Raw genomic sequence first — 26231 nt, forward strand, 5'->3', positions numbered from 1 at the left:
AAGAACAACCCCCACATGGCTCCGCTGCTTCCCACACTTCACGACCCCTCGCCGATCCGCAAATACGACCGGGCGCAACTGCGCCAGCTGTCCGATGAGGTGCGCGCCAGCGTGCTCGACAACGTCTCGCGCACCGGCGGCCACCTGAGTTCCAACCTCGGCACGGTCGAACTCACGGTCGCGCTGCATCACGTGTTCAACACGCCGCACGATCGACTGGTGTGGGACGTGGGCCACCAGACCTACCCGCACAAGATCCTCACGGGCCGGCGCGAGCGCATGCCCACGCTGCGGCAGATCGGCGGCATCTCGGGCTTTCCGCAGCGCAGCGAGAGCGAGTACGACACCTTCGGCACTGCCCACTCGTCGACCAGCATCTCGGCCGCGCTCGGCATGGCCATGGCTGCCAAGCAGAAGGGCGAAGACCGCCACACCGTGGCCATCATCGGCGACGGCGCGCTCACGGCCGGCATGGCCTTCGAGGCGCTGAACAACGCGGGCGTGTGCGACTGCAAGCTGCTCGTGATCCTGAACGACAACGACATGTCGATCAGCCCGCCGGTGGGTGCGCTCAACCGCTACCTCGCGCAACTGATGAGCGGCAACTTCTACGCCGCCGCCAAGAACGTCGGCAAGAGCATGCTGCGCAACGCGCCGCCGCTGTTCGAGCTGGCCAAGCGCCTGGAGCAGCATGCCAAGGGCATGGTCGTGCCGGCCACGCTGTTCGAGCAGTTCGGCTTCAACTACGTGGGCCCGATCGACGGCCACGACATCGACTCGCTGGTGCCCACGCTCGAGAACCTCAAGCACCTCGAAGGCCCGCAGTTCCTGCACGTGGTCACGAAGAAGGGGCAGGGCTACAAGCTGGCCGAGGCCGATCCGGTGGCCTATCACGGCCCCGGCAAGTTCGATCCGCAGGTGGGGCTGGTCAAGTCCGCCGCGGTGGCCAAGCAGACCTTCACGCAGGTATTCGGCCAGTGGCTGTGCGACACGGCCGCACACGACGGCCGCCTCGTGGGCATCACGCCCGCGATGCGCGAAGGCTCGGGCCTCGTTGAATTCGAGAAGCGCTTTCCCGACCGCTACTACGACGTCGGCATCGCCGAGCAGCACGCCGTGACCTTCGCGGCCGGCCTGGCATGCGAGGGGCTGAAGCCGGTGGTCGCGATCTACTCGACCTTCCTGCAGCGCGCGTACGACCAGTTGATCCACGACGTGGCGATCCAGAATCTGCCGGTGGTGTTCGCGCTCGACCGCGCGGGCCTCGTGGGCGCAGACGGCGCCACGCATGCGGGTGCGTACGACATTCCGTTCCTGCGCTGCATCCCGAACATGAGCGTGGCCTGCCCGGCCGACGAGCGCGAGTGCCGCCAACTGCTGTCGAGTGCCTACGAGCAGAACCACCCGGTGGCCGTGCGCTATCCGCGCGGTTCCGGCGCAGGCGTCACGCCGCACCTCACGCTCGAATCACTGCCCTTCGGCAAGGGCGAGATTCGCCGCGAAGGCAAGCGCATTGCCATCCTCGCCTTCGGCACGCTGCTGTACCCCGCGCTCACTGCCGCCGAGTCGCTCGACGCCACGGTGGTCAACATGCGCTGGGCCAAGCCGCTCGACGTCGAGCTGCTGCTGAAGGTCGCAGGCACGCACGATGCCATCGTCACGCTGGAAGAGGGTGCCATCATGGGCGGCGCGGGCAGTGCGGTGCTTGAAGCACTGCAAGCCGCCAACGTGCAGAAGCCGGTGCTGCAACTCGGCCTGCCAGATCGCTTCATCGAACACGGCGATCCGGCCAAGCTGCTGGCGTCGATCGGACTGGACGCGATCGGCATCGAGGCATCGATCCGCGAGCGCTTCGTTTCGAGCGCAGGGTAAACCCCTGCCGGCGGCTGTAAGCGCGTTTTTACAATCGTCCGGACTTAGACAAAAGTCCCCAACGCGGTCACAAGCCGCGTTTTGTTTTTCCAAGAACTCGGAGAGCTATCAATGGATCGTCGTTCCCTCATCAAAAACGCCGGCATCGCGGGCGTTCTGGCTGCCGGCATCGCACCCGCGGTTCACGCCCAAGCCACCGTTCGCTGGCGCCTGGCGTCGAGTTTTCCCAAGTCGCTGGACACCATCTTCGGCACCGCCGAGGTGTTCTCGAAGAGCGTCAGCGACATGACGGGCGGCAAGTTCCAGATTTCCGTGCATGCCGGCGGCGAGCTGATGCCCGCATTCGGCGTGGTCGACGGCGTGCAGAACGCCTCGGTCGAAATGGCCCACACGGCGCCGTACTACTTCTACGGCAAGGACCCGACCTTCTGCCTGGGCTGCGCAGTGCCCTTCGGCATGAACACCCGCCAGCAGAACGCCTGGATGTACGAAGGCAACGGCCTGAAGCTGATGCGCGCGTTCTACGCCAAGTACAACATCATCAACCTGCCGGGCGGTAACACCGGCGCGCAGATGGGCGGCTGGTTCCGCAAGGAAATCAAGTCGGTCGCCGACCTGAAGGGCCTGAAGTTCCGCACCAACCCGTTCGCGGGCAAGGTGCTCGAGCCCTTCGGCGTGATCCCGCAATCGATTCCCGGTGCCGACCTGTACCCGGCGCTCGAAAAGGGCACGCTGGACGGCCTCGAATGGGTCGGCCCGTACGACGACCAGAAGCTGGGCTTCAACAAGATCGCGCCGTTCTACTACTACCCCGGCTGGTGGGAAGGCGGCCCCGAGCTCGACTTCTACATCAATACCAAGGCATGGGAAGGCCTGTCGGCCGAGTACAAGGCCATCGTCGAGGCGGCTGCCGCACACGCCAACATCACGATGACGGCCAAGTACGACTCCAAGAACCCGATCGCGCTGAAGCAGCTCGTGGGGTCGGGCACCAAGCTGCGTCCGTTCTCGCAGGACGTGATGAACGCGGCCTTCAAGTCGGCCCAGCAGATCTACTCGGACCTGAACAACACCAACCCCGAGTGGAAGAAGATCTACGGCGACTGGTCGAAATTCCTGGCCGACCAGAACGCCTGGTTCCGCTACACGGAAGGCACCTTCGACCGCTTCATGCAGCAGCAGAAGCTGTAAGCAGGCGCCTCGCGCGCTGCATGCAAAAAAGCCCCGCTGGAACCAGCGGGGCTTTTTTTATTTCGTCGACCCGGTATCGGGTTCGGGGGTATCCGGCTTCGGTGGAATGGAGCGCTTCGCCACCTGTTCGCCAAAGGCCACGAGCACGCTCGCATCGGCCGAGTGGAACCACGTCATGCCGCCGTAGCGCCGCCGCACCAGCAGCCGCGGCGCGATCACGCGTTCGAGCATGCGGATGTGCACGAGCTTGAGCTGCGCCACTTCCTGCGCGCTCACGCGCTTGTTCCAGAGCCAGGTCTGGATCAGTACGTCGCCTTCGAGCCGCGTGCGGCTGTAGACGATCCAGTAGCCGACCCACACCACGCACAGCGCCGCGATGCCGAACACCACGAGGGCGCTCGTGGACCACGCGGTGCTGCGCAGCGAGGGCAGGCTCCAGATCGCGAAGGCGAAGAGATCGACCACCAGCACCACCGCCAGCGTGCGCAGCAGCGCAGGGAAGGCGGGGCTTTCGAGCGAGGGGGTGCTGCCGCCGTCGTCGCTCACGGCTTGGTGGCTTCGCCGGAAGCCGGCGGCGCCGCCGGTGTTTCTTCCGGTGTCTTCTTCTCGTTGCCGAACGGGTCTTCCATGTTCACGCCATTGCTGTCGGGCGCGGGCGGCGGCTCTGCGTCGGCGGGCATGTCGAGGTTGACCTTGTCGATGTCGACGACCTTTTCCTTCTCGAGGAACACGGTGACCGTCTGCGGAAAGAAGATCACGATGGCCACCAGCAGCAGCTGCATCAGCACCCACGGCACGGCGCCGAGGTAGATGTCGCGCGACTCCACCTTCTTGGGTAGCGCCCCGTTCTTGAAGAGGGTGTCCGCAATGCCTCGCAAGTAGAACAGCGCGAAGCCGAAGGGCGGGTGCATGAACGAGGTCTGCATGTTCACGCACAGCAGCACGCCGAACCACACCATGTCGATGCCCAGCTTGTGGGCCACGGGGCCCAGCAGCGGCAGGATGATGAACGCGATCTCGAAGAAGTCGAGGAAGAACGCGAGGAAGAACACAAAGATGTTCACCGCGATCAGGAAGCCCACCTGGCCGCCCGGCAGGCCCGAGAGCATGTGCTCGATCCACTTGGCGCCGTCGACGCCCTGGAACACCAGCGAGAACACGCGCGAGCCGATGAGGATGAACACCACCATCGCCGTGAGGCGCATGGTGCCTTCCATCGCGTCCTTCATCAGCTGCCAGTTCAGGCGGCGATGGATCAGCGCGAGGATGAGCGAGCCCACCGCGCCCATCGCACCGGCTTCGGTCGGCGTGGCGATGGCCTTGTCCATGAAGGGCAGGCCGCCCATCGAGCCGAGCACCGCGAAGATCAGGATGGCCGATGGGATGATGCCGCGCAGGCACTTGCCCCACAGCGCCCATCCGTTCAGCGTGCGTGCGCTGGCCGGCAGGCCCGGCACGAAGTGCGGGCGGATGCGCCCGACCATGAAGGTGTAGATCGCGAAGATGATGACCTGCAGGATCGACGGACCCCAGGCGCCCTTGTACATCTGGCCCACGTCGGTGCCGAGCTGGTCGGCCATGACGATCAGCACCAGCGAAGGCGGTACCAGCTGCGTGATGGTGCCCGACGCGGCGAGCACGCCGGTCGAGTAGCGCATGTCGTAGCCGTAGCGCATCATGATCGGCAGCGAGATCATCGCCATTGCGATCACCTGGCCGGCCACCGTGCCGGTGATGGCGCCGAGGATGAAGCCCACGATGATCACCGAGTAGCCGAGGCCCCCGCGGATGGGGCCGAAGAGCTGGCCCATCGAGTCGAGCATGTCCTCCGCCAATCCGCATTTCTCCAGTACGGCTCCCATCAACGTGAAGAACGGGATCGCGAGCAGCGTCTCGTTCGACAGGATGCCGAACACGTTCAGCGGCAGGTTGGCCATGAAGCCGGCCGGGAACCAGCCCATCTCGATGGCGAAGAAGCCGCAGATCAGGCCGAGGGCGGAGAGCGAGAACGCGACCGGGAAGCCGATCAGCATGATCACCACGAGCCCCGCGAACATGATCGGGGCGAAATTTTCCATGTGCATTTCTACTTATCCTGCGGTGCGGGAGAGGGCTAGGCCAGAAGGGGCGCGAGGGATGCGAAAAGCGCCCGTCACTGCACCGGCTTCTCGTAGTGCGTGTCCATCTCGATCAGGCCGCGCAGGTAGGCAATGCGCTTGATGATTTCCGAAACGCCCTGCAGGAACATCGCGGCGAAGCCCACGGGCATCAGCAGCGCGGCGGGCCAGCGGATCAGGCCGCCGATGTTGCCGGACATCTCGCCCGTGACCCACATGTTCCAGAACATGGGCCAGGTGACGTAGGTGAAGAGGGCCATCACCGGCAGCAGGAAGAAGATCAGGCCGAACAGGTCGACGTACACCGGCCCATAGCCCTTGAGCTTGCCGTAGATGATGTCCACGCGCACATGCTCGTTGAAGCGAAGCACCACGGGCGCGCCGAGCATCACGGTGGCGGCGAACAGGTACCACTGGATCTCGAGGAACGCGTTGTTGCTGAAGTCGAAGCCGTAGCGGACGAGGGCGTTGGCCGCCGAAATGAGCGAGGCCGCCAGCACGGCGTAGCCGGCGATCTTGCCGAGTTTTTCGCTGATCCAGTCCATGCCGGTCGCGAATTTGAGGAATGCAGACAAGGGGGTGTCTCCCGCGAAGCCCAAGGTGAAACGCCGGCCCCTGGTGGGAGCTGCGCAAAGCCCGAGATGTTACCCCGTTGAACCTTTGTATCTACTTGGCATGAGGGGCGGGGTTTACCCGGAATCCGGGTCTTGTCCGGGGCGTGGGAGGCGGCCCTGGTCGCCATAATCGTCCATGTCTTCGCGCCTTCCGCCTTCGACGCCTTCGGGCGCCATGGGCCTGCCCCATTCGATCGATTCGCCCGACATGTGCCGCGCGGGCCGCGAGTTGTTGTCCCTGGCGCTGATCGACGCGCGCAACCACACGCTGCATCTGCTGTCGCTCTATGAGGAGGCCCTGGGCGCCGAAGCGCTTGCCGTGCCGCCTGTGCCCGAGGAAGAGGGCGTGGTGCCGCCGGTCTGGCTGGCCGGCCACATCGGCTGGTTTGCCGAATGGTGGATCGGGCGCAACACCCAGCGCGCCTTCGGCGTCGACTGCCCGGTGCGGCCCACGCGTCTGGCGCCCATCGACCCCGGCGCCGACGACTGGTGGAACCCATCACAGAGCACGCCGGGTCGCCGCTGGTCGCCCGACCTGCCCGACCTCGCCCAGACCAAGGCCTACCTGCTCGAAACGCTGGAGAGCACGCTCGAGCTGCTCGAGAACGCAGCCGAGACCGATGCCGGCCTGTACTTCTACCGCCTCGCGCTGTTCCACGAAGACCTGCGCGGAGAGCAGTTCGTGGTGATGGCGCAGACGCTGGGGCTGCCCCTGGGCGTCGAGCAGGCGCCCATCGCCGTCACGCGCGAGCCGCTGCTGCTGCCTGCCACGCGATGGGAGCTGGGCATGCCCGAGGGCGGCTTCGCCTTCGCACAGGAGCGCAGCGCGCACCGGGTCGACGTGCCCGAGTTCGAGATCGACGCGCAGCCCGTCACCTGGAACCAGTACATCGAATTCGTCGACGACGGCGGCTACGACCGCGAGGAACTGTGGCATGGCGAAGGCTGGCGCTGGCTCGGGGCGCAGATCGAGGGCCGGCGCGGGCCGCGCCATGTCGAGCAGATCGGCGCGGCGCGCAACGGCACGGGCGGTTCGGTGCTGCAGCAGCGCTTTGGCGTGACCGTGCGTGCGGCAGGCCACCACAGCGCCGTGCATCTGAGCTGGTGGGAGGCCGATGCCTGGGCGCGCTGGGCCGGGCGGCGCATCGCGACCGAAGTCGAATGGGAGATAGCCGCGCACACGGCCGGGCGGCGTGGCTTCCGGTGGGCCGACGTTCACGAGTGGACGGCGGGCACGCTGCAGCCGTGGCCGGGGTATCGGGCCGACCCGTGGAGCGCGGGGGGAGAGTTCGATCCTGCGGCTGCTTTCGGCCGGGCCCGCGTGCTGCGCGGGGCTTCGTTCGCGACGCGTGCGCGCCTGCGTTCTCCGCGCCGCCGTGGCTTTGCGCTGCCCGAGCGTGACGACGGGTTCTTCGGTTTCAGAACCTGCGCGCTGTAGAGACGATCAGCGCTCGCCGCCGCCTTCGGACGACAGCGGCGGCGCCACTTCCTCCAGCGGCTTGCGCTCAGCATCGGCCGCATAGCGCAAGGCCAGCAGCCCCGCGACAATGACCAGCGCCGCGCCGATGCCGTAGCCCACCATCACCGCGCCCCGGCTGCCGGTTTCGATCAGCAGGCCGAACAGCAGCGGCGCAGCGAAGCCGCCCGCACCCATGCCGACTGCATAGAAGATCGCGATGGCCATGGCACGCATCTCGAGCGGAAACACCTCGCTCACCGTGAGGTACGCCGAACTCGCCGCCGCCGACGCCAGGAAGAACACCGCCGACCAGCACAGCGCCTGACCGCGCGCATCGAGCCAGCCCATCATGAAGGCCCAACCCGTGAGCGCGAGGCCGACGCCCGCGAGTACGTACGTCAGCGCGATCATCCGGCGCCGGCCCACGCTGTCGAACAGCGGGCCCAGCAGCAGCGGCCCGAGCACGTTGCCCAGCGCGAACGGAAAGATGTAGAGCGCCACGTCGCCTTCGGGCACGCCGTAGAAGCGCGTGAGCACCAGCGCATAGGTGAAGAAGATCGCGTTGTAGAAGAAGGCCTGCGAGATCATCAGCGCCAGCGCGACCATGCTGCGCTGCGGGTAGCGCCTGAGCAGCACGCGCGTCACTTCGCGCATCGACGGGCTGTTGGCGCGCGCGGCCGTGTAGTTCACGACAGAGCCTTGCGGTGCGGGCAGCGGACCGTGCTGGGTCTCGATCTCCGCTTCGATCTGGTCGACGATGCGTTTGGCCTCGTCGGCGCGTCCGTGTGCAATGAGCCAGCGCGGGCTCTCGGGCACGTCGCGCCGCACCAGCAAGATAGCCACCGCCAGCACCGCGCCCAGCGCAAAGCCCGCGCGCCAGCCCCACACCGGGCCGATCACGCGAGCGTCGAGCAGCACCAGGCTGAGCGCCGCGCCCAGCGCCGCGCCGATCCAGAAGCTGCCGTTAATCGCGAGGTTGACGCGCCCGCGCACGCGCGCCGGGATCAGTTCGTCGATGGCCGAGTTGATGGCCGCGTACTCGCCGCCGATGCCAAGCCCCGTGACGAAGCGGCACAGCGCGAAGAAAGCAAAGTTGGGAGAAAACGCAGTGGCCAGCGTGCCGACCGTGTAGACCACCAGCGTGATGAGAAAGAGCTTCTTGCGCCCGAGCCGGTCGGTGAGCCGGCCGAAGAGCAGCGCGCCGAGCACCGCGCCCGCCACGTACACCGAGCCCGACAGCCCGATCTCGCCGGCCGTGAGCCCCAGCGTGTCGGGCCGCTCCAGCACTGCGCCGATGGAACCCACCAGCGTGACTTCGAGCCCGTCGAGCACCCAGGCCACGCCCAGCGCGATCACCACGCGCCAGTGCCAGCGCGACCACGGCAGGCGGTCCAGGCGGGCGGGGATGTCGCTGCTCAGTACCGTCATGCCTGCGATTCTGGGAGTCGGTCGCAGCGTCCGCTGTAGGACCGTGCCGGTCTATGATCCGCGCGCCGCGTGGGAGCGGCGACTACACCAATGGAGCGAGGGGAAACATGATCTGTCTCGATGGCGCGCATCGCCGCGCGTTCTGGCTTTGCACGCTTTTGGCTATTGCCGGCTTGACGGGCTGCGGCACGCCGCCCACTTACAAGAGTCGTCCTGTCTCCGGCAGTTCGCCCGGGACTTTCGCACTCGCGCATGCCAAGGCGGTGGAAGAGCCGCGGCACGCGATGCGGCACCTGGACGATGCCAGGAGCATTGTCTACACGCAGTTGGAAGGTGGAGGTGGCCTGGCAGTTGGATTGCTGTTCGGCCCTCTGGGCGCGGCGGCCAATGCCGGCATGATCGACAGCAGGACGGGGCTCGATGCCCAGCGCCTGAAGGGCAAGCTCACGCTGGAACCTCGGCAGCTGTTCCTCGATGCCGCGATCCGCCAGGGGCTGGATGTCGCCGGCGCTGGCGCGGCGGGGCAAACGGGTGCAACACCCTACTTGCATGTGAGCAAGGCGAGCAACGAGCGGCTGCTGACGGCCGCGGCGGTCCGGCTGGAGCAGGGCGCAGGTGCCGACCAGTGGTCCGGTCTCTACATGTACCAGTTGCCATCTTCCTACACGCTGGATGATCTGGCCCAGCCCACCGAGGAAATCCAGCGCCGACTGAGCGCGGAAGCCGCACGGGGCTTTTCGGAACTCGCGGCCTTTATTGCGAAGGAGGGGCAACCCAAGGATGGATCGGGAAAGGTGGCGCCGGAAAAAGAATTCACCTATATCTCGGACCTGCTGACGCCACGCTTCGAAATCGAGATGCGTGGGCGCTTTATTGCAAGGTCGGAAGACCTGGTGTGGTTCAGGACCTTCGACGGCGTGTACGCCGTGCGCACCTCCAGCATCAAGATCAGGTCGGGCCGGATCTGACGGGTTGCCCCGCCGGATCGTGTCGGCCCCCGATCAGGCCGTCTCGGCCAGCGCGTCCGCCAGTGCGTTGACCATGCGGTCGATCTCGGCCTTCTCCGCGATGAAGGGCGGGGCGAGCTGGATGGTGTCGCCGCCGTAGCGCACGTAGAAGCCCTTCTTCCAGCAGTTCATCGCGATCTCGTACGGACGGCGTGCAGGCTCGCCCGGCAGCGCGGCGATCGTGATGCCGGCGGCGAGGCCGTAGTTGCGGATGTCGGCCACGTGCTTGCTGCCTTTCAGGCTGTGCACGGCGTTCTCGAAATGCGGCGCCAGCGCCTGCACGCGGCCGATCATGTCTTCCTTCTGCAGCACGTCGAGTGCGGCGATGCCGGCGGCACAGGCCACCGGGTGTGCGCCGTAGGTGTAGCCGTGCGGGAACTCGAGCATGTAGTCGGGGCCGCCTGCGGCCATGAAGGTGTCGTAGATCTCCTTGCTGGCGACCACGGCGCCCATCGGCTGCGCGCCGTTGGTCACCTGCTTGGCGATGTTCATGATGTCGGGCGTCACGCCGAAGGCTTCCGCGCCGGTGAGCGCGCCGCAGCGGCCGAAACCGGTGATCACTTCGTCGAAGATCAGCAGGATGTTGTTGGCGGTGCAGATGTCGCGCAGGCGCTTCAGGTAGCCCTTGGGCGGAATCACCACGCCGGCCGAACCCGCGAAGGGTTCGACGATGACGGCCGCGATGTTCGATGCGTCGTGCAGCGCGATCAGGTCGAGCAGGCGGTCGGCCAGCTCGGCGCCGTTCTCGGCCATGCCGCGCGTGAAGGCATTCGACGCGAGCTGGGTGTGCGGCAGATGATCGGCTTCGACGCCCTGGCCGAAGAGCTTGCGGTTGGCCGCGATGCCGCCGACCGAGATGCCGCCGTAGTTGACGCCGTGGTAGCCCTTCTCGCGGCCGATCAGGCGCGTCTTGCTCGCCTGGCCCTTGGTGCGCCAGTAGGCGCGCGCCATCTTCAGCGAGGTGTCGGCGGCTTCGGAGCCCGAGCCGGTGAAGAACACGTAGTCGAGGCCCGCGGGCGTCATTTCCTTGATCTTGTTGGCCAGCTCGAAGGAGAGCGGGTGGCCGAACTGGAAGGCGGGCGAGTAGTCGAGCTTGGCGATCTGGCGGCTCACCGCCTCGGTGATTTCGGGGCGGCCATGGCCCAGGCCCGAGCACCACAGGCCCGAGAGGCCGTCGAAGATCTTGCGCCCGTCGATGTCGGTGAAGTAGGCGCCCTTGGCCTCCACGATGATCCGCGGATCGGCCTTGAAGTTGCGGTTGCCGGTGTAAGGCATCCAGTGCGCGTCGAGCCAGGCGGCGTCGGTGCGCGCGGTGGGCGTCGGTTCGATGGCGGGCGTTGCGAGGGTCATGGCGCTTCCCGCACGGGGCGGGCTCCGGGGGTGATGGGATGTGCCGATTGTTGGCAGAGCCTTCAGTGTGGAGAATGGCGCAATATCAATGTTCACTTGACACTTCATGCAAGTAAAGGCCAAAGCCCGAAGCGGTACCCAAAACAGTGCCCGCAACCGCGCCGTATTGGGGCAGCTCAGCGACATGGACCTGCGCCTGCTCAAGGTGTTCAAGAGCGTGGTCGACTGCGGCGGCATGGCGGCCGCCGAGCTGGAGCTGAACATCGGCACTTCCACCGTGAGCCGCCACGTGAAAGACCTGGAGACGCGGCTCGGCCTCGTGCTGTGCCGGCGCGGGCGGGCGGGTTTTGCGCTCACCGCCGAGGGGCAGCGCGTATACGACGAGACGCTGCGCCTGCTGGCCTCGGTCGACGCCTTCCGCGGCAGCATCGACGACATCCACAACCGCATGGGCGGGCAGCTGGACGTGGCGCTGTTCGACAAGACGGCGACCAACCCGAAGGCGCGCATCGGCGAGGCCATCGCGCGTTTCACCGAGATCGCACCCGAGGTGACTCTGGCGCTGCACGTGGGCTCGATCAACGCCATAGAGCAGGGCGTGCTGGAGGGCAATTTCCAGATCGGCATCATCCCGGCGCATCGCAGCTCCAAGAGCCTTGTGTACGCCGACTTGTTCGACGAGACGATGCTGCTGTATTGCGGCGCGAAACACCCGCTGTTCGGCGCCGATCACGCCAGGCTCACTTGGGCCAAGCTGCGCGAGCATCATTTCGCGGGGCTCGGCTACCACTCGCCGAACATGGAGCTGAGCCACCGCGCGAAGCTGTCGCGCAAGGCCACCGGCTTCGACCAGGAGGCGATTGCAACGCTGATTCTTTCGGGGCGCTTCCTGGGCTTTCTGCCCGACCACTACGCGCAGGTGTTCGAGCAGCGCGGGCTCATGAAGGCGGTGCTGCCGGCGCGCTTCAACTATGCGTGCCGGTTTGTCAGTCTGCTGCGGCGTTCGCCGAAGCCGTCACGTGCGGTGCTGGCGTTTCAGGAGTGCCTGGAGAAGGCCCACCGGTAACGCAGGTCAGCGCTGCCCGCTCGGCAGCAGCAGATGCTTGGCGCCGATATGCGCCTCCATCTCGTGCATGTGCTGCTCGGCATCGATCATGTGCTCGGACATCAGCCGGCGCACTTCTTCGGCGTCTTCCTTGCGGTAGGCGGCCAGCAGCTGCGTGTGATAGTCGACGTTGGCCTCGCCGAAGTGGTGGTGGTCCAGCGCCTTCTTGTAGACCACGAGGTCGCGCAGCAGGTCGTTGAGAAAACGGCACATGAAGGAGAGCACCGGATTGGGGCAGCTCTCGGCCAGCATCGTGTGAAAGCCGAGTTCGGCCTCGCGCTGCGTGCGCAGTTCGTCTTCGTTGGTCGGCTCGATCGTGCACAGCCGGACGTTTTCTTCCAGCTGCTCGAACTGCTCGGGTGTCAGTCGGCCTACCACGCTCACGGCCAGCTCGGGCTCCAGCGCCTTGCGCAACTGGTAGATGTGATGGCCGTCGAGATGGTGAAAGTGCAGGAAGTTGCGCAGCGGCTCCGATGCATGGTCCACCGACACCTGCTGCAGATACGCCCCGCCGCCGGGGCCGGTGCGGATGGAGACCAGGCCGCGCACCTCCAGCGCCTTCAAGGCCTCGCGCACCGTGCTCTTCGAATAGCCGAAAAGCTCGATCAGTTCTTTCTCGTTCGGCAGCCGGTCGCCGGGCTGCTTGCGCTCCGCCACGATCCAGCGCTTGACGTCTTCGACGATGACGTCCGAGAGCTTTTGCCGCTTCGGGCGGTTCTGCCCCACTCTCATTCACACGCTCCATGCCCATCGGGAGATGCGCGGGATGCGCAACAGCGGGCGATCTTAAACGGCGTCGTGCGACGGGGCGGTCTGGTTTTGGGCACAAGGATTGCTAGCGGGTTTTTACCAGCATATTAATCCGATTTATCCGCTTAAATTTGCCAGCGATCGCAGGCACCACCTTTCCCTTACTTCCCACCACGACCGGAGAACTCATGCAACGCAGACATCTTCTTCAGCTGGCCGCCCTGTCGGCTGCCCCCGCTTCGCTCCTGGGCGGCCGCGCCGCCTTTGCCCAGTCGGCGGACGCGATCCGCTTCGGCTGCCCGGTCCCGATGTCGGGTGCCTTCGCAGCCAATGGCAAGTTCGCCGACCTGGGCATGAAGCTGGCCATCGAGCAGTACGGCAGCGTGCTGAAGCGTCCGCTGGCCTACACGGTGCTCGACACCGAAGGCAAGCCGGCCACCGCGGTGCGCAAAGTGCAGGAAGCCTCGCAGCAGCAGGGCGCGAAGTTCTTCGCGGGCGGCATCCTCTCGTCGGAAGCGCTGGCCATGGGCAAGGAGGCCGAGAAGGCCGGCGGCCTGTTCATCACCACCGCCGGCGCCGATGAAATCACCGGCAAGGACTGCAACCCCGCCACCTTCCGCTGGTCGGTGCCCACCTTCGGCGCCATCGAGCAGACGGTGCGTCCGCTGATCGCCTCGATGCCCAAGGCCAAGCGCTGGTACACGATCACGCCGCAGTACGTGTTCGGCGACGGCCTGCTGAGCGCGGCCAAGAACATCTTCCAGGAGAAGGGCATCGAGCACGTGGGCAACAGCTACCACTCGCTCAACGAGAAGGAATTCAGCGGCTACCTCACCAACGCCATGGCCGCCAAGCCCGACGTGCTGCTGCTGCTGAACTTCGGTGCGCAGTCGTCCGCCGCGCTGCGCCAGGCGGTGAGCTTCGGCATGCACAAGAACATGACGATCCTCATGGCCTGGGCCTCGGGGCTGGAGCAGTTCGACGAGCTGGGCGCCGACCTGTGCGACGGCGTCTACTTCGGCGCGCAGTACTGGCACACGGCCGACACCACGCTCAACAAGGACCTGGTGAAGCGCACCGCCGACAAGCTCAAGATCGTGCCCAACTACAGCCTCGCCGGCTCGTACGTCTGCACCAAGATCCTGATCGATGGCATCGTGAAGGCCGGCACCGTGGACCAGAAGGCGGTGATTGCCGCGCTCGAAGGCATGAAGTTCGACGGCCTCACCGGCACCGAGGAAATCCGCAAGGCCGACCACCAGGTCATCAAGGACTACTACCTGCTCAAGGGCAAGGCGAAGTCGAAGATGAAGGACGCTGCCGACTACGTCGATGTGGTGAGTTCGGGCAAGTCGTTCCTGCCCGTCGACAAGACCGGCTGCAAGCTGGCCTGAGCACGCAAGGACACCGACGCGCCCATGTCCGTCTACCTGCTCCAGACCATCAACGGAATCGGCATCGGCATGCTGTATTTCCTGCTGGCCGTTGGCTTGTCCATCGTGTTCGGCCTGCTGCGCTTCGTGAACTTCGCGCACGGGGCTTTCTATCTGCTGGGTGCCTACCTGTGCTACCAGGCCATGCAGTGGGGCCTGAACTTCTGGGTCGCGCTGCTCGTGGTGCCGCTAGCCGTCGGCGCGCTGGGCTGGCTGGCCGAGAAGCTGCTGCTGCGCCGCGTGTATGCCAAGGCGCACGAATTCCACATCCTCGTGACGGTGGGCCTCGCGCTCGCGGTGCAGGAGATCGTGATCGTGTTCTGGGGCCCGCTGGGCAACAGCGTGGCCACGCCCGACCTGCTGCAGGGTGTGGTCATGTGGGGCGCCTTCGTCTATCCCAAGTACCGGCTGTTCGTGATCGGCTTCACCGCCGTGCTCGCGGTGCTGCTGTGGTGGGTGCTCGAAGGCACGCGCCTGGGCAGCGCGGTGCGCGCGGGCAGCGAATCGACCGAGATGGTGTCGCTGCTCGGCATCAACGTGTTCCGCGTGTTCAGCCTGGTGTTTGCGCTTGGCGCGGCCACTGCTGCGCTGGCCGGGGTGCTGGCCGCGCCGATTCGGGGTGCGGAGCCTTTCATGGGCGTCGAGGCGCTGAGCGTGGCCTTCGTGGTGGTGGTGATCGGCGGGCTCGGCAGCTTCGGCGGCGCGCTCGTGGGTGGGCTGGTGATCGGCATCGTTCAAAGCCTCATGAGCACCATCTGGCCGCCGGGGGCGAGTCTGATGATCTACATCGCGATGGCAGCCGTGCTGCTGCTGCGTCCGCATGGCCTGCTCGGCCGCAAAGGATGAACGACGCCATGCCGAGAAAAATCACATTCCTCCTGGCGCTGATCGCCGCGCTGGGCCTGCCGCTGGTGCTGAGCTCGGGCTCGCTCGCGAGCGAAGTGCTCATATACGCGCTGGCAGCGCTGGGCTGCAACCTGCTGCTGGGCTACACGGGGCTGCTGTCCTTCGGGCAGGGCATCTTCTTCGGGCTGGGCAGCTACACCATCGCGATTCTGCTCACGCGCCTGCACCTGCCCATGCCGCTCGCATTGCTCGCGGCCATGGCCATGGGTGCGATCGGCGCGGCGGTGGTCGGCTGGGTTGCCATCCGCCAGCGCGGCACCTACTTCGTGATGCTCACGCTGGCCTTCGCGCAGATGTTCTATTTCATCGCCTACACCGCGACCGACCTCACGGGCGGCGACAATGGCCTGCTCGACGTGCCGCGCCCCGGCTTCATGGACACGCCGTGGAAGTACTACGCCTTCGTCGCGGTGATCTTCCTGATCGCCTTCGGCCTGCTGCTGCGCGTGACCGATTCGATCTTCGGCCGCACGCTGCTCGCCATCCGCGACAACGAGGATCGGGCCGCCGCCGTGGGCTACGACCTCAAGCGCTTCAAGCTGCTGGCCTTCATGATCTCGGGTGCCGTTACCGGCCTGGCGGGCGGGCTGCACGCCATGATGACCGGCATCGCGCCGCTGTCGAACGCCGAGTACCACACGAGCGAAATGATCCTGGTCATCACCGTGATCGGCGGCACCGGCAACCTGTTTGCCTCGGTGCTGGGCTCGGCCTTCTATGTGCTGCTGGCCGACTGGCTCTCCACGCTTTGGCCGCGCTGGCTGCTGCTGCTTGGGCTGCTGCTGATCGGCGTGAGCATCGGCATGCAGCGCGGGCTCTGGGGGCTGGGCGAGGGCATCTGGAAACGCATCTTCCGGCGGACGCCCCCGGCTCCAAGCGCCTCCGCTGCGCAAGGAGAAAAGGCATGAGCGACGTTCTCATCGAAGCCATTGGCGTCACCAAGCACTACGGCAAGTTCGCCGCGCTCGGCGGGGTCGACCTGAAGATCAGGCGCAACACCGTGCATTCGGTGATCGGTCCCAACGGCGCGGGCAAGACCACGCTGTTCCACATGCTCACGGGCACCGGCACGACCACTGGAGGCCGCATCCTGTTCGACGGCCACGACGTCACGCGCGAGCCCGACCACCGGCGCGTGCAGCGCGGCATGGCGCGCTCGTTCCAGGTCACGGCGCTGTTCCTCAGCCTGTCGGTGCGCGAGAACCTGCGCGTGGCTGCGCAGGGCGTTTCGCCGCGCCAGGCCATGAACTGCTGGCGCGCGCCGGTTGGCGAACTGGCCTGCACGCAGACGGTGGACGAGGTGCTGCAGCGCGTCGGGCTCGAACGGCTGGCGAACACGCCGGCCAGCGAGCTTTCGCATGGCCAGCAGCGCCGCCTCGAAGTGGGCATGGCGCTGGCCGCCAGGCCGAAGGCCATCTTCCTCGACGAGCCGACCTCGGGCATGGGCATCGACGACCTCGACGACATGAAGCAGCTCATTCGCAGCCTGCGCGACCGGCACACCGTGGTGCTGATCGAGCACAACATGAACATCGTGATGGACATTTCCGACACCGTGACCGTGATGCAGCTGGGCCGCGTGCTCGCCGAGGGACTGCCGGGCGACATCCGTGCCGATGCGCGCGTGCGCACGGCCTATCTGGGCAACATGATCACCGGAGGCAAGGCATGAGCGACCAGAACATCCTCGAAGTCGAAAAACTCCATGCGCATTACGGCAAGAGCCACGTGCTGCAGGGCATCTCGATGCGCGTGGGCGAGGCCGAGCTCGTCACGCTGCTGGGCCGCAACGGCGCGGGCAAGTCGACCACGCTCAAGAGCATTGCTGGTGCGGTCACCCCCACGAGCGGGCGCGTGCGCTTCCAGGGAGCGGACATCGCGGGCATGCCGCCGCACCGCATCGCCACGCGCGGCGTGTGCCTGGTGCCGGAGCACCGAGGCGTCTTCAAGCTGCTGACGGTAGAAGAAAACCTGCTGCTCGGCCTGCGGCGCGAATCGCCCTGGCAGCTGGCCGACATCTACCGCATCTTTCCGCGCCTGAAGGAGCGGCGGCGCAACGGCGGCGGGCAGCTCTCGGGTGGCGAGCAGCAGATGCTGGCCATTGGCCGCGCGCTCATGAACCACCCGCGCCTGCTGATCCTCGACGAGCCCGTCGAGGGCCTGGCGCCGGTGATTGTCGAAGAGATCGTCGCGCAGCTGAAGACCATCAAGGCGGCCGGCGTGGCCATCCTGCTGGTCGAGCAGAACCTCGAAGTCTGCGTGCAGCTGGCCGATCGCCACTACATCGTGGAGCAGGGCGTGATCGTGCACGAGGCCGGCAACCCAGCCTTCATGGCCGACCATGAAGTGAAAGACCGCTATCTGGGCGTGGGCCTTGCTTGAGGCTTCCCGCAACACTCATCCTTATCGCAAAGCCATGAACTCACACACTGAACTCCGCATCGACGGCCAGCGGCTCTGGAACTCGCTGATGGAACTGGCGCAACTCGGCGCCACCGAGAAAGGCGGCGTCTGCCGCATCGCGCTGACCGACCTCGACCGCCAGGGCCGCGACCTGTTCGTGCACTGGGTGCGCGAGGCGGGCTGCGAAGTCCGCGTGGACGCCATCGGCAACATCTTCGCGCGCCGCGCTGGCCGCAACAACGCGCTGCCGCCCGTTACCACCGGGAGCCACATCGACACGCAACCCACCGGTGGCAAGTTCGATGGCAACTACGGCGTGCTCGCGGGGCTGGAGGTGATCCGAAGCCTGAACGACGCGAAGATCGAAACCGAGGCGCCGCTCGAAGTGGCGGTGTGGACCAACGAGGAAGGCTCGCGCTTCGTGCCCGTGATGATGGGCTCCGGCGTGTTCGCCGGTGCATTCACGCTCGAGCATGCACTGGCGCAGTGCGACAACGACGGCGTCAGCGTGTCCGACGCGCTTGCCTCCATTGGCTACGCGGGCAGCACGCCCGCGTCGGCAACAACATCGCCGGTGGGCGCGTACTTCGAGGCGCACATCGAGCAGGGCCCGGTGCTCGAAGCCAACGAGCGTGTGATCGGCGTGGTCGAAGGAGCGCTAGGCCAGCGCTGGTACGACGTGGTGGTGCAGGGCATGGAAGCCCATGCCGGCCCCACGCCGATGGAGCTGCGCAAGGACGCGCTGCTGGCCGCCTCCGAACTCGTGATCGAGGTCAACCGCATTGCGCTCGCCCACGCACCGCATGGGCGCGGCACGGTCGGCTGGATCGACAACTACCCGAACTCGCGCAACGTGATCCCGGGCCGCGTGAAGCTCAGCGTCGACCTGCGCGCGGCCGACGACGTGGTGCTGTCGGCCATGGACGCCGCACTGAAAGAAGCCGTGCAGCGCATTGCCACGAAAGGCAAGGTCGAGATGTCGGTGGAGCAGGTCGTGTACTTCCAGCCGCAGCCCTTTACGCCGAAGCTGGTGTCCGCAGTGCGCGAAGCCGCGCAGGCGCAGGGCATGACCTGGATGAACGTGATCAGCGGCGCGGGCCACGACGCGGTGTACCTCGCACGCGTGTGCCCCACGGCCATGATCTTCGTGCCTTGCCTCGACGGCATCAGCCACAACGAGATCGAGGACGCACAGCCCGACCATCTCGAAGCCGGCTGCAACGTGCTGCTGCAAGCCATGCTGCAAAGCGCGGGAGTCGTGTCGTGAAGGCGTGGAGCCGCGCCCTGATGGCGCTTGCCCTCGCATGGTCCGTGGTGCCGGCAGGCGCTGCCGAACCCATCCTGGTGGGCCAGTCCGCGGTACTGACGGGGCCGCTGGCGCCCAACAGCCTCGCGTTCATGGAAGGCCAGACGCTGTTGTTCGACCAGCTGAACAAGGCCGGTGGCATCGGCGGGCGGCCCGTCAAGATGATCACGTACGACGATGTCTATGCGGCCGACAAGGCCGCGGCCAACGCCGAGAAGCTGCTGGGCACCGACCGCGTGGTCTGCCTCTTCGGCACCATGGGCACGGGTATCGGCGCGGCCATGGCGCCCGTGGCGGCGAAATACGACAGCTTCATCTTCGGCGGGCTGACCGGTGCCGCGGTGCTGCGCGGGCCGAAGGTGCCGATCTATCACGTGCGCGAGTCGTACGCCGACGAAGTGCGCCGCGTGATGACCCACCTGGCAACGGTGGGCCTGACGCGCATCGCCATCGTCTCCAGCGACGACGCGTACGGCAAGGGCATCGAGAAGGACGCGATAGACGCGCTCCAGAAGAACGGGCTGTCCCAGGTGCTGGCGTTGCGCTTCGACCCGCAGGAAAAGGAACCGACGCGCGCCGCGCAGCAGATCATTGCCAGCGGCGCGCAGGCCGTGTACGTCATTGCGGCCGGCATGCCGGCGATCAACATGATCCGGGCGCTGGTCGCCGCGCCGATTCATCCGCAGATCTATACGAACTCGGTGGCCAGTTCTTTCCTGCTCTACAAGGAGCTTGGCGAGAAGAGCCGCGGCATCGTGCTGTCGCAGGTGATGCCGCCGTTCTGGAAGACCCGCTTCCCGATCGTCGACGAGTACCAGCGCGCGCGCAAGAGCGCGGGCAGCGAGGGCGAGGGCTCCTACCTGGGCCTGGAGGGCTACATCACGGCCAAGGCGTTTGCGGAAGCGCTGCAGCGCGTCAAGGGGCCGATCACCACCGAATCGCTCAGGCGAACCATCGAGACTTCGCCGCCCATGAACCTGGGTGGCTACATGCTGACGTTCAAGGCCGACAACCGCAACGGTTCGAATTTCGGCGACATCACGATGCTGGCAAGCGGCGGGAAGTTTGCTCAATGAAAGTCTTGATAGCGCGCCTCAACCACGAGACCAACACCTTCTCGCCCGTGCCCACGCCGCTCGCGGCCTTCGGGCCCGACGGGCCGACCTTCGGCGAGCAGGCCTACCGTGACAACAAGGGCATGCGCACGGCGATGTCGGCCTTCATCGACCTGGCCGAAGCGGCCGGCGCCGAACTCGTCACGCCGGTGTCGGCCTCGGCCAACCCGAGCGGGCCGGTCGACGCGCAGGCCTACACGCTGCTGACGCAATGCATCGTCGATGCGGCTGCGGGCTGCGATGCCATCCTGCTCGACCTGCACGGCGCGATGGTGGCGCAGAACAGCGCCGACGGCGAAGGCGACCTGCTGGTGCGCCTGCGCGCGGCGGCGCCGGGCGTGCCCATCGGCGTGGCGCTCGACCTGCATGCCAACGTCACGCCCGAGATGGTCGGCAACGCCGACGTGATCGTCGGCTTCAAGACCTATCCGCACATCGACATGTACGAAACCGGCGAGCACGCCGGCCGCCTGCTGCTCGACCTCCTGGCCGGGCGCAGCAAGCCGGCAATGCGCTGGCACCGACTGCCGCTGATGGCGCACACGCTGCGCAGCGCGTCGTTCACCGGCGCGATGCAGCGCGCCATCGAGGCGGCGCGCGAGGCCGAGAAGTCGGAGTCGCTCGCGGTGTCGATCCTGGCGGGTTTTTCGCTGTCGGACATCGAGTCGCCGTGCATGAGCGTGATCGTCGTCGATGCGCAGTCGCCCGAGCGCGCACAGGCCACGGCCGACCGCATCGCCGCGCAGATGTGGAGCGAGCGCGAGGCCTTCATCTACCGCAGCGAACCGCTGGCGCAGTCGATCGGGCGCGCGAAGCTGATTGCCGAGGGCGCGACGCGCCCGGTGCTGCTGCTCGACCATGGCGACAACTGCATGTCCGGCGGGAGCTGCGACACCATGGACGTTCTGCAGGAGGCGCTGGCGCAGGGGCTGCACGGCATCGGCGTCGGGCCGCTGTGCGACCCCGAAGCGGTGGCGCAACTGGTCGCGGCGGGCGAGGGCGCGCAGGTGACGGTGGCGCTCGGCAACAAGGTCTCGCTCGAAGGCATCGGCCTCTCGAAGACGCCGGTGCGCCTGACGGGCACCGTGCGAACCATCAGCGACGGCGAGTACGTCATTACCGGTCCCACCTATACCGGCCAGCGCAGCAGCATGGGGCGCACGGTGCTGTTCGACATCGGCACGGCGCGCATCGTGGTGACCGAGCGCACGCAGGAGCCTTGGGATATCGGCGTCTTCGAATGCGCGGGGCTCGATCCGCGCAAGGAGCGCTTTCTGCTGCTCAAGTCGCGCATGTATTGCCGGCCGGTGTTCGAGCCGCTGTCGGCCGCGCTGGTGGAGTGCGACAGCCCGGGCGTTACGAGCTCGGACTACAGCCTGTTCCCGTTCAGCAAGGTGCGCCGGCCGGTGTTTCCGCTGGATGCGAACGCCTCGATGGACGCTGCAGCATGACCTGAGACGTCATCGACGCGAATCGCGTGCGACGCGACCATTCCTTCACCCCGCGATGTTGCGGGTCGAAACCCTCGAAAGGAATCGTCATCATGAACACCGCCGCACACGATGCCACCGCGATCGCCCAACGCTACATCGCCGTCTGGAACGAAACCGACGCCGCGCGCCGCGCCGCGCTGATCGAAGCCGGGTGGACGGCCAACGCCCGCTACGTGGACCCGATGGCGCAGGCCAGTGGGCACGAGCAGATCAGTGCGCTGGTCGGCGTGGTGCACCAGCGCTACCCGGGCTTTCGCTTCAACCTGCTGGGCAAGGCCGATGCGCATGGCGACCACCTGCGCTTCTCGTGGACGCTGGGGCCGAGCGGAGCGGAAGACCTGATCCAGGGCACCGACTTCGTGCGGCTCGATGCAGGCAAGCTCAGTTCGGTGACGGGCTTTCTGGACAAGGTGCCGGTCGGCGCCTGAGCCTGAACGAAAGCTGAACGCCGGCGCTCAATCCGGCGCGCCGGCCGGCCGTCCACGCCACAGCTTGCGGTAGACGGTCGCCCGGCTGATGCCCAGGGCTCGCGCCGCTTCCGCCACATTGCCGCGCGCATCGGCCACTGCCTTGCGGATCAGCGCGGTTTCCACATCGCGCAGCCGCGGGCGGGTGTCGGGAGCAGGCGCGCCCGCCGTGCCGCTGGTGCTGCTGCGCTGGGGGCGCACCTGCACTCGAAGGCCCGACCAGAGCGGCACTTCGAGCACCGCGTCGGCGCGTCGGGCCGCGTCGAACATCATGTGCAGCGGCAGCGCGAACAGGTCGTTGAAGTGCAATGCATGCTCGCTGCGCGGCAGCGGCTGGTGCAGCATCTGCCGGGCCGCCGCGTTGGCGCCCGTGACGCTGCCGGTGGCGTCGATGCACAGCAGACCCTCGGTGGCCTCGCTGTTCGTGCTGCCGGGCCACGCCAGATGCAGCAGCAGTTCGCAGGGCTCGCGCATCACCAGCATGTTCTCGATGCTGCGCGCCGACAGGGTGGCCAGGTGGCGCAGCTCGGGTCGTTCGACCACCTGCACGCCGGTCAGGTCGAGCATGCCGATGCAGTCGCCACGGGGGCCGAAGAGCGGGGCGCCAGCGCAGCTGTAGACGCCGGTGTCGTCGAAGAAATGCTCGCCACGGTGCAGCCACACCGATTCCTGCTCGGCCAGTGCGGTGCCGATGGCGCTGGTGCCGATGGCGCGCTCAGACAGGTCGACGCCGACGCGTCCGATGTCGCGTGCATACCGGCTGGCGGCGTCGGCGCCGTCAGGCAGGTTGCCCACGTCGATGACGATGCCGTCGGCATCGGTCAGCACGGCGAAATAACGGGTGTCGGCAATGGCGCGCGACAGCCGCTCTATCACCGGACGGGCCGCCGAGACCAGCGCCCGGTTGCGCTCGGCGACGTCGCGGCTGGCCGAGCGGCTCACCGGGTCGAAGCTGACTCGCTGCTGGGGCCGGCGACCGGCCTCGATGCAGCGCTGCCAGGAGCGGGTGATCCACGAATCGACGCAGGCGGCGCCGCGCGCCCGGGCGGCCGACTCGCCCTCGATCACTTCGCGGCGGGCTTGGGCAATGGCCAGGGAACGCTCAGGCGATGGCGAAACGATAGAGACGGGCATCGTGGTTTTTCGCGCGTGTGGGGCGGCTTTTCCTGGCTCGCCGGACGGCAAGCTGTTTCATTTTGAGAATTTCGCGCGGTCTGTGCAAGTGTCAAGGGTTTTGCCTAGGATAGTGCGAAAGGTCGGCATCCAAGATGCTTTTGCTGAAACAGCCATCACCTTTAACGGAGACAGCCAAATGCAGGTCGCTTTCAAGGTCAACGGCCGTCAGGTCACGGTCGACGCTCCTCCCAACACCTTCCTCGTCTACGCCATCCGGGAGCACCTCCATCTCACCGGTACCCACGTTGGCTGCGACACCGCCCAGTGCGGTGCCTGCACCGTCCACGTGAATGGCCGGGCCGTCAAATCTTGCAATGTGCTGGTAGCCCAGGCTGCCGGCGCGGACATCACCACCATCGAGGGCATTGCCGAGGCTGACGGCACCATGCACCCCATGCAGGCGGCCTTCAAGGAATGCCACGGCCTGCAGTGCGGTTTCTGCACCCCCGGCATGGTCATGAGCGCCATCGACCTGTGCACCCACCACCCCAAGTCGAGCGAGTCGGAAATCCGCGAACTGCTCGACGGCAACCTGTGCCGCTGCACGGGCTACCAGAACATCGTGAAGGCAGTGAAGATGGGCGGCGAGGCAATGGCCTCGGGCACTCCCGTCAAGACAACCGTAACGGCATGAAGGGAGCGACATCATGGGTGCTTCCGACTTCTCCAACCTGCCGCACATCGGCGAGGCTCTACGGCGCAAGGAAGACTACCGCTTCCTGACCGGCGCCGGCAACTACACCGACGACATCACGCTGGCCAACCAGAGCCATGCGGTCTTCGTGCGCTCGCCGCACGCCCACGCCGCCATCAAGTCGATCGACATTGCCGAGGCACTGAAGATGCCCGGTGTGATCGGTATCTTCAGCGGCAAGGACATCGAAGGAAAGATGGGCGGGCTGCCCTGCGGCTGGCTCATCAACAACCCCGACGGCACCCCCATGAAGGAGCCGATGCACCCGATCCTCGCGATCAAGAAGGTGCGCTACGTGGGCGACCATGTCGCGATGGTCGTGGCCGAGACGGTCGAGCAGGCCAAGAACGCGGCCGAGGCGGTGGTGGTCGACTACGACGTGCTGCCCGCGCTCGTGAGCGTGGCCGACGCGGCGAAGAAGGCCGGCGGCGCGGTGCTGCACGACGAGGCGCCCGACAACCAGTGCTACAAGTGGGCGCTGGGCGACAAGGCGGCGGTCGATGCGGTGTTCGCCAATGCCGCGCACGTCACCAAGCTCGACCTGGTCAACAACCGGCTGATTCCCAACCCCATCGAGCCACGCGTGGCCATCGGCAGCTACAGCCGGGGCACCGACGACTACACGCTCTACGTGTCCAACCAGAACCCGCACGTCGAGCGCCTGCTGATGACGGCCTTCGTGCTGGGCCTGCCAGAGCACAAGGTGCGGGTGATAGCGCCCGACGTGGGCGGCGGCTTCGGTTCCAAGATCTTCCTGTATGCAGAAGACGTGTGCCTGACCTGGGCCGCCAAGCAGCTCAACCGCAACATCAAGTGGACGGCGGAACGCTCGGAGTGCTTCCTGTCTGACGCGCATGGCCGCGACCATGTGAGCCACGCCGAAATGGCGATGGACAAAGACGGCAAGTTCCTCGCGCTGCGCGTGCATACAGACGCCAACCTCGGCGCCTACCTGTCGACCTTCTCGACCGCGGTGCCCACCATCCTCTACGCCACGCTGCTGGCGGGCCAGTACACCACGCCGCAGATCTACGTGGAGGTCGACGCCTGGTTCACCAACACCGCGCCGGTCGATGCCTACCGCGGAGCGGGGCGGCCCGAGGCTACCTACCTGCTGGAGCGGCTGGTGTCGCGCTGCGCCTGGGAAATGAAGCTGGGGCAGGACGAGATCCGCAAGCGCAACTTCATCAGCACATTCCCGTACCAGACGCCGGTGGCGTTGCAGTACGACACGGGCGACTTCCACGCCTGCATGGACAAGGCCCGCGTGCTGGCCGAGGTCGATGGCTTCGCGGCGCGCAAGTCGGCCACCGAGGCCAAGGGCAAGCTGCGCGGCATCGGTTACTCGAGCTACATCGAGGCTTGCGGCATTGCGCCGTCGAACATTGCCGGGGCGCTTGGCGCGCGGGCGGGCCTGTTCGAATGCGGCGAGATCCGCGTGCACCCGACCGGCAGCGTGACTGTGTTCACCGGCTCGCACAGTCACGGGCAGGGCCACGAAACCACCTTCGCGCAGGTCGTCGCGGCGCGGCTGGGCATTCCGGTCGAGAACGTCGACGTGGTGCATGGCGACACCGGCCGCGTGCCCTTCGGCATGGGCACCTACGGTTCGCGCTCCATCTCGGTGGGCGGCGCGGCCATCATGAAGGCGCTCGACAAGATCGAGACCAAGGCCAAGAAAATCGCCGCGCACCTGATGGAGGCGAGCGACGCCGACATCGAGTTCGCCAACGGCGAGTTCACGGTCAAGGGCACCGACAAGAAGATCCCCTTCGGCCAGGTGGCGCTCACGGCCTACGTGCCGCACAACTACCCGCTCGACAAGCTGGAGCCGGGCCTGAACGAAACCGCCTTCTACGACCCGACCAACTTCACCTTCCCGGGCGGCACCTACATCTGCGAGGTCGAAGTCGACAAGCAGACCGGCGAAGTCAAGGTCGACCGCTTCACTGCAGTGGACGACTTCGGCACCATCATCAACCCGATGATCGTCGAGGGCCAGGTGCACGGCGGGCTGGTGCAGGGCATCGGCCAGGCGCTTCTCGAAAACTGCGTCTACGACAACGAGACCGGCCAGCTGCTCACCGGCAGCTTCATGGACTACGCCATGCCACGAGCAGGCGACTTTCCGCAATTCAAGCTCGACACCGTGTGCACCCCGTGCACACACAACCCGCTCGGCACCAAGGGCTGCGGCGAGGCGGGGGCCATCGGCTCGCCGCCGGCCGTGATCAATGCGGTGCTCGACGCGCTGGCGCCATTGGGCGTCAAGGATTTCGATATGCCTGCCTCCCCCAGCCGCGTCTGGGAAGCGATGCAGGCCGTGGCCCAACACTAGAACAAAG

At 66.5% G+C, this 26231-nt stretch carries 23 protein-coding genes; 16 read left to right on the forward strand and 7 right to left on the reverse strand.

Annotation, left to right across the window (positions count from 1 at the left end):
* Window positions 1–15: 15 nt before the first annotated feature.
* Both dxs and ACN9MV_RS09270 read left to right on the forward strand, forming a co-directional pair.
* Window positions 16–1872: a 1-deoxy-D-xylulose-5-phosphate synthase gene (gene dxs / locus ACN9MV_RS09265; RefSeq protein ID WP_093049976.1), complete on the forward strand. Its 1857-nt coding sequence runs from the start codon at window positions 16–18 to the stop codon at window positions 1870–1872.
* Between the two features lie 111 nt (window positions 1873–1983).
* Complete coding sequence (locus tag ACN9MV_RS09270) at window positions 1984–3063, forward strand: TRAP transporter substrate-binding protein (RefSeq protein WP_093049979.1); 1080 nt, start codon at window positions 1984–1986, stop codon at window positions 3061–3063.
* Between the two features lie 57 nt (window positions 3064–3120).
* Here the strand turns inward: ACN9MV_RS09270 and ACN9MV_RS09275 are convergent, their stop codons facing one another.
* The 3 genes from ACN9MV_RS09275 to ACN9MV_RS09285 all read right to left on the reverse strand — a co-directional run bounded on the left by ACN9MV_RS09275 (window position 3121) and on the right by ACN9MV_RS09285 (window position 5755).
* Window positions 3121–3609 (reverse strand): hypothetical protein, encoded by a 489-nt coding sequence (locus tag ACN9MV_RS09275; RefSeq protein ID WP_093075341.1) that lies wholly within the window; start codon window positions 3607–3609, stop codon window positions 3121–3123.
* Entirely contained in the window at window positions 3606–5147 is a 1542-nt protein-coding gene (locus tag ACN9MV_RS09280) for a TRAP transporter large permease (RefSeq protein ID WP_426391906.1), read from the reverse strand. Before ACN9MV_RS09280 ends, ACN9MV_RS09275 begins: the two co-directional genes overlap by 4 nt.
* 68 nt (window positions 5148–5215) lie before the next feature.
* Window positions 5216–5755 (reverse strand): TRAP transporter small permease subunit, encoded by a 540-nt coding sequence (locus ACN9MV_RS09285; protein WP_093075336.1) that lies wholly within the window; start codon window positions 5753–5755, stop codon window positions 5216–5218.
* A 175-nt stretch (window positions 5756–5930) separates the two neighbouring features.
* Between ACN9MV_RS09285 and ACN9MV_RS09290 the strand changes: the two genes are divergently transcribed.
* On the forward strand, window positions 5931–7232 hold the full coding sequence (locus tag ACN9MV_RS09290; protein ID WP_256328824.1) for an SUMF1/EgtB/PvdO family nonheme iron enzyme: 1302 nt from the start codon (window positions 5931–5933) through the stop codon (window positions 7230–7232).
* Window positions 7233–7238: 6 nt separating this feature from the next.
* Here ACN9MV_RS09290 and ACN9MV_RS09295 read toward each other — a convergent pair whose 3' ends face one another.
* Entirely contained in the window at window positions 7239–8681 is a 1443-nt protein-coding gene (locus ACN9MV_RS09295; protein ID WP_093049991.1) for an MFS transporter, read from the reverse strand.
* Between the two features lie 107 nt (window positions 8682–8788).
* On the opposite strand from ACN9MV_RS09295, the gene ACN9MV_RS09300 reads away from it, so the two are divergent.
* The gene (locus tag ACN9MV_RS09300) at window positions 8789–9649 is read left to right on the forward strand and encodes a hypothetical protein (protein ID WP_426391907.1); all 861 of its coding nucleotides are present in this window, start codon (window positions 8789–8791) and stop codon (window positions 9647–9649) included.
* A 33-nt stretch (window positions 9650–9682) separates the two neighbouring features.
* Here the strand turns inward: ACN9MV_RS09300 and ACN9MV_RS09305 are convergent, their stop codons facing one another.
* Window positions 9683–11038, reverse strand: coding sequence for an aspartate aminotransferase family protein (locus ACN9MV_RS09305; protein ID WP_093075329.1), 1356 nt, complete (start codon window positions 11036–11038; stop codon window positions 9683–9685).
* 106 nt (window positions 11039–11144) lie between these two features.
* On the opposite strand from ACN9MV_RS09305, the gene ACN9MV_RS09310 reads away from it, so the two are divergent.
* Complete coding sequence (locus tag ACN9MV_RS09310; RefSeq protein ID WP_093050000.1) at window positions 11145–12104, forward strand: LysR family transcriptional regulator; 960 nt, start codon at window positions 11145–11147, stop codon at window positions 12102–12104.
* Between the two features lie 6 nt (window positions 12105–12110).
* On the opposite strand, the gene ACN9MV_RS09315 is transcribed toward ACN9MV_RS09310, so the two are convergent.
* A complete protein-coding gene (locus ACN9MV_RS09315) occupies window positions 12111–12875 on the reverse strand; it encodes a FadR/GntR family transcriptional regulator (RefSeq protein WP_093075324.1) in 765 nt (254 codons plus the stop codon).
* A 206-nt stretch (window positions 12876–13081) separates the two neighbouring features.
* Here ACN9MV_RS09315 and ACN9MV_RS09320 point away from each other — a divergent pair, with 206 nt between their 5' ends.
* From ACN9MV_RS09320 to ACN9MV_RS09360, 9 genes are all read left to right on the forward strand, one after another.
* Complete coding sequence (locus tag ACN9MV_RS09320) at window positions 13082–14287, forward strand: ABC transporter substrate-binding protein (protein WP_093050006.1); 1206 nt, start codon at window positions 13082–13084, stop codon at window positions 14285–14287.
* 24 nt (window positions 14288–14311) lie between these two features.
* Window positions 14312–15172: a branched-chain amino acid ABC transporter permease gene (locus ACN9MV_RS09325; protein ID WP_093050009.1), complete on the forward strand. Its 861-nt coding sequence runs from the start codon at window positions 14312–14314 to the stop codon at window positions 15170–15172.
* Between the two features lie 8 nt (window positions 15173–15180).
* The gene (locus ACN9MV_RS09330; RefSeq protein ID WP_426391908.1) at window positions 15181–16140 is read left to right on the forward strand and encodes a branched-chain amino acid ABC transporter permease; all 960 of its coding nucleotides are present in this window, start codon (window positions 15181–15183) and stop codon (window positions 16138–16140) included.
* Entirely contained in the window at window positions 16137–16904 is a 768-nt protein-coding gene (locus tag ACN9MV_RS09335) for an ABC transporter ATP-binding protein (RefSeq protein ID WP_093050013.1), read from the forward strand. The genes ACN9MV_RS09330 and ACN9MV_RS09335 overlap by 4 nt, the downstream gene beginning before the upstream one ends.
* Complete coding sequence (locus ACN9MV_RS09340) at window positions 16901–17614, forward strand: ABC transporter ATP-binding protein (protein ID WP_426391909.1); 714 nt, start codon at window positions 16901–16903, stop codon at window positions 17612–17614. The genes ACN9MV_RS09335 and ACN9MV_RS09340 overlap by 4 nt, the downstream gene beginning before the upstream one ends.
* 34 nt (window positions 17615–17648) lie before the next feature.
* On the forward strand, window positions 17649–18902 hold the full coding sequence (locus tag ACN9MV_RS09345) for a Zn-dependent hydrolase (protein ID WP_093050019.1): 1254 nt from the start codon (window positions 17649–17651) through the stop codon (window positions 18900–18902).
* On the forward strand, window positions 18899–20017 hold the full coding sequence (locus ACN9MV_RS09350; protein WP_093050022.1) for an ABC transporter substrate-binding protein: 1119 nt from the start codon (window positions 18899–18901) through the stop codon (window positions 20015–20017). Before ACN9MV_RS09345 ends, ACN9MV_RS09350 begins: the two co-directional genes overlap by 4 nt.
* Window positions 20014–21507 carry a M81 family metallopeptidase gene (locus ACN9MV_RS09355; protein WP_426391910.1) on the forward strand — a complete coding sequence of 498 codons (1494 nt, stop codon included), beginning with the start codon at window positions 20014–20016 and terminating at the stop codon, window positions 21505–21507. The genes ACN9MV_RS09350 and ACN9MV_RS09355 overlap by 4 nt, the downstream gene beginning before the upstream one ends.
* Window positions 21508–21599: 92 nt before the next feature.
* Window positions 21600–21977 carry a nuclear transport factor 2 family protein gene (locus tag ACN9MV_RS09360; RefSeq protein ID WP_093075307.1) on the forward strand — a complete coding sequence of 126 codons (378 nt, stop codon included), beginning with the start codon at window positions 21600–21602 and terminating at the stop codon, window positions 21975–21977.
* A 27-nt stretch (window positions 21978–22004) separates the two neighbouring features.
* On the opposite strand, the gene ACN9MV_RS09365 is transcribed toward ACN9MV_RS09360, so the two are convergent.
* Window positions 22005–23150, reverse strand: coding sequence for a helix-turn-helix domain-containing protein (locus ACN9MV_RS09365; RefSeq protein WP_093050031.1), 1146 nt, complete (start codon window positions 23148–23150; stop codon window positions 22005–22007).
* Window positions 23151–23328: 178 nt separating this feature from the next.
* Here ACN9MV_RS09365 and ACN9MV_RS09370 point away from each other — a divergent pair, with 178 nt between their 5' ends.
* Together ACN9MV_RS09370 and ACN9MV_RS09375 are read left to right on the forward strand one after the other, a co-directional pair.
* Window positions 23329–23826, forward strand: a complete 498-nt coding sequence (locus ACN9MV_RS09370; protein WP_093050034.1) for a (2Fe-2S)-binding protein — start codon at window positions 23329–23331, stop codon at window positions 23824–23826.
* Window positions 23827–23839: 13 nt separating this feature from the next.
* Window positions 23840–26224, forward strand: a complete 2385-nt coding sequence (locus tag ACN9MV_RS09375; protein WP_093050036.1) for a xanthine dehydrogenase family protein molybdopterin-binding subunit — start codon at window positions 23840–23842, stop codon at window positions 26222–26224.
* Window positions 26225–26231 lie beyond the last annotated feature (7 nt).

Origin of the sequence: Variovorax sp. R-27, assembly GCF_049913215.1 — a bacterium.
Taxonomy (GTDB): Bacteria; Pseudomonadota; Gammaproteobacteria; order Burkholderiales; family Burkholderiaceae_C; genus Variovorax.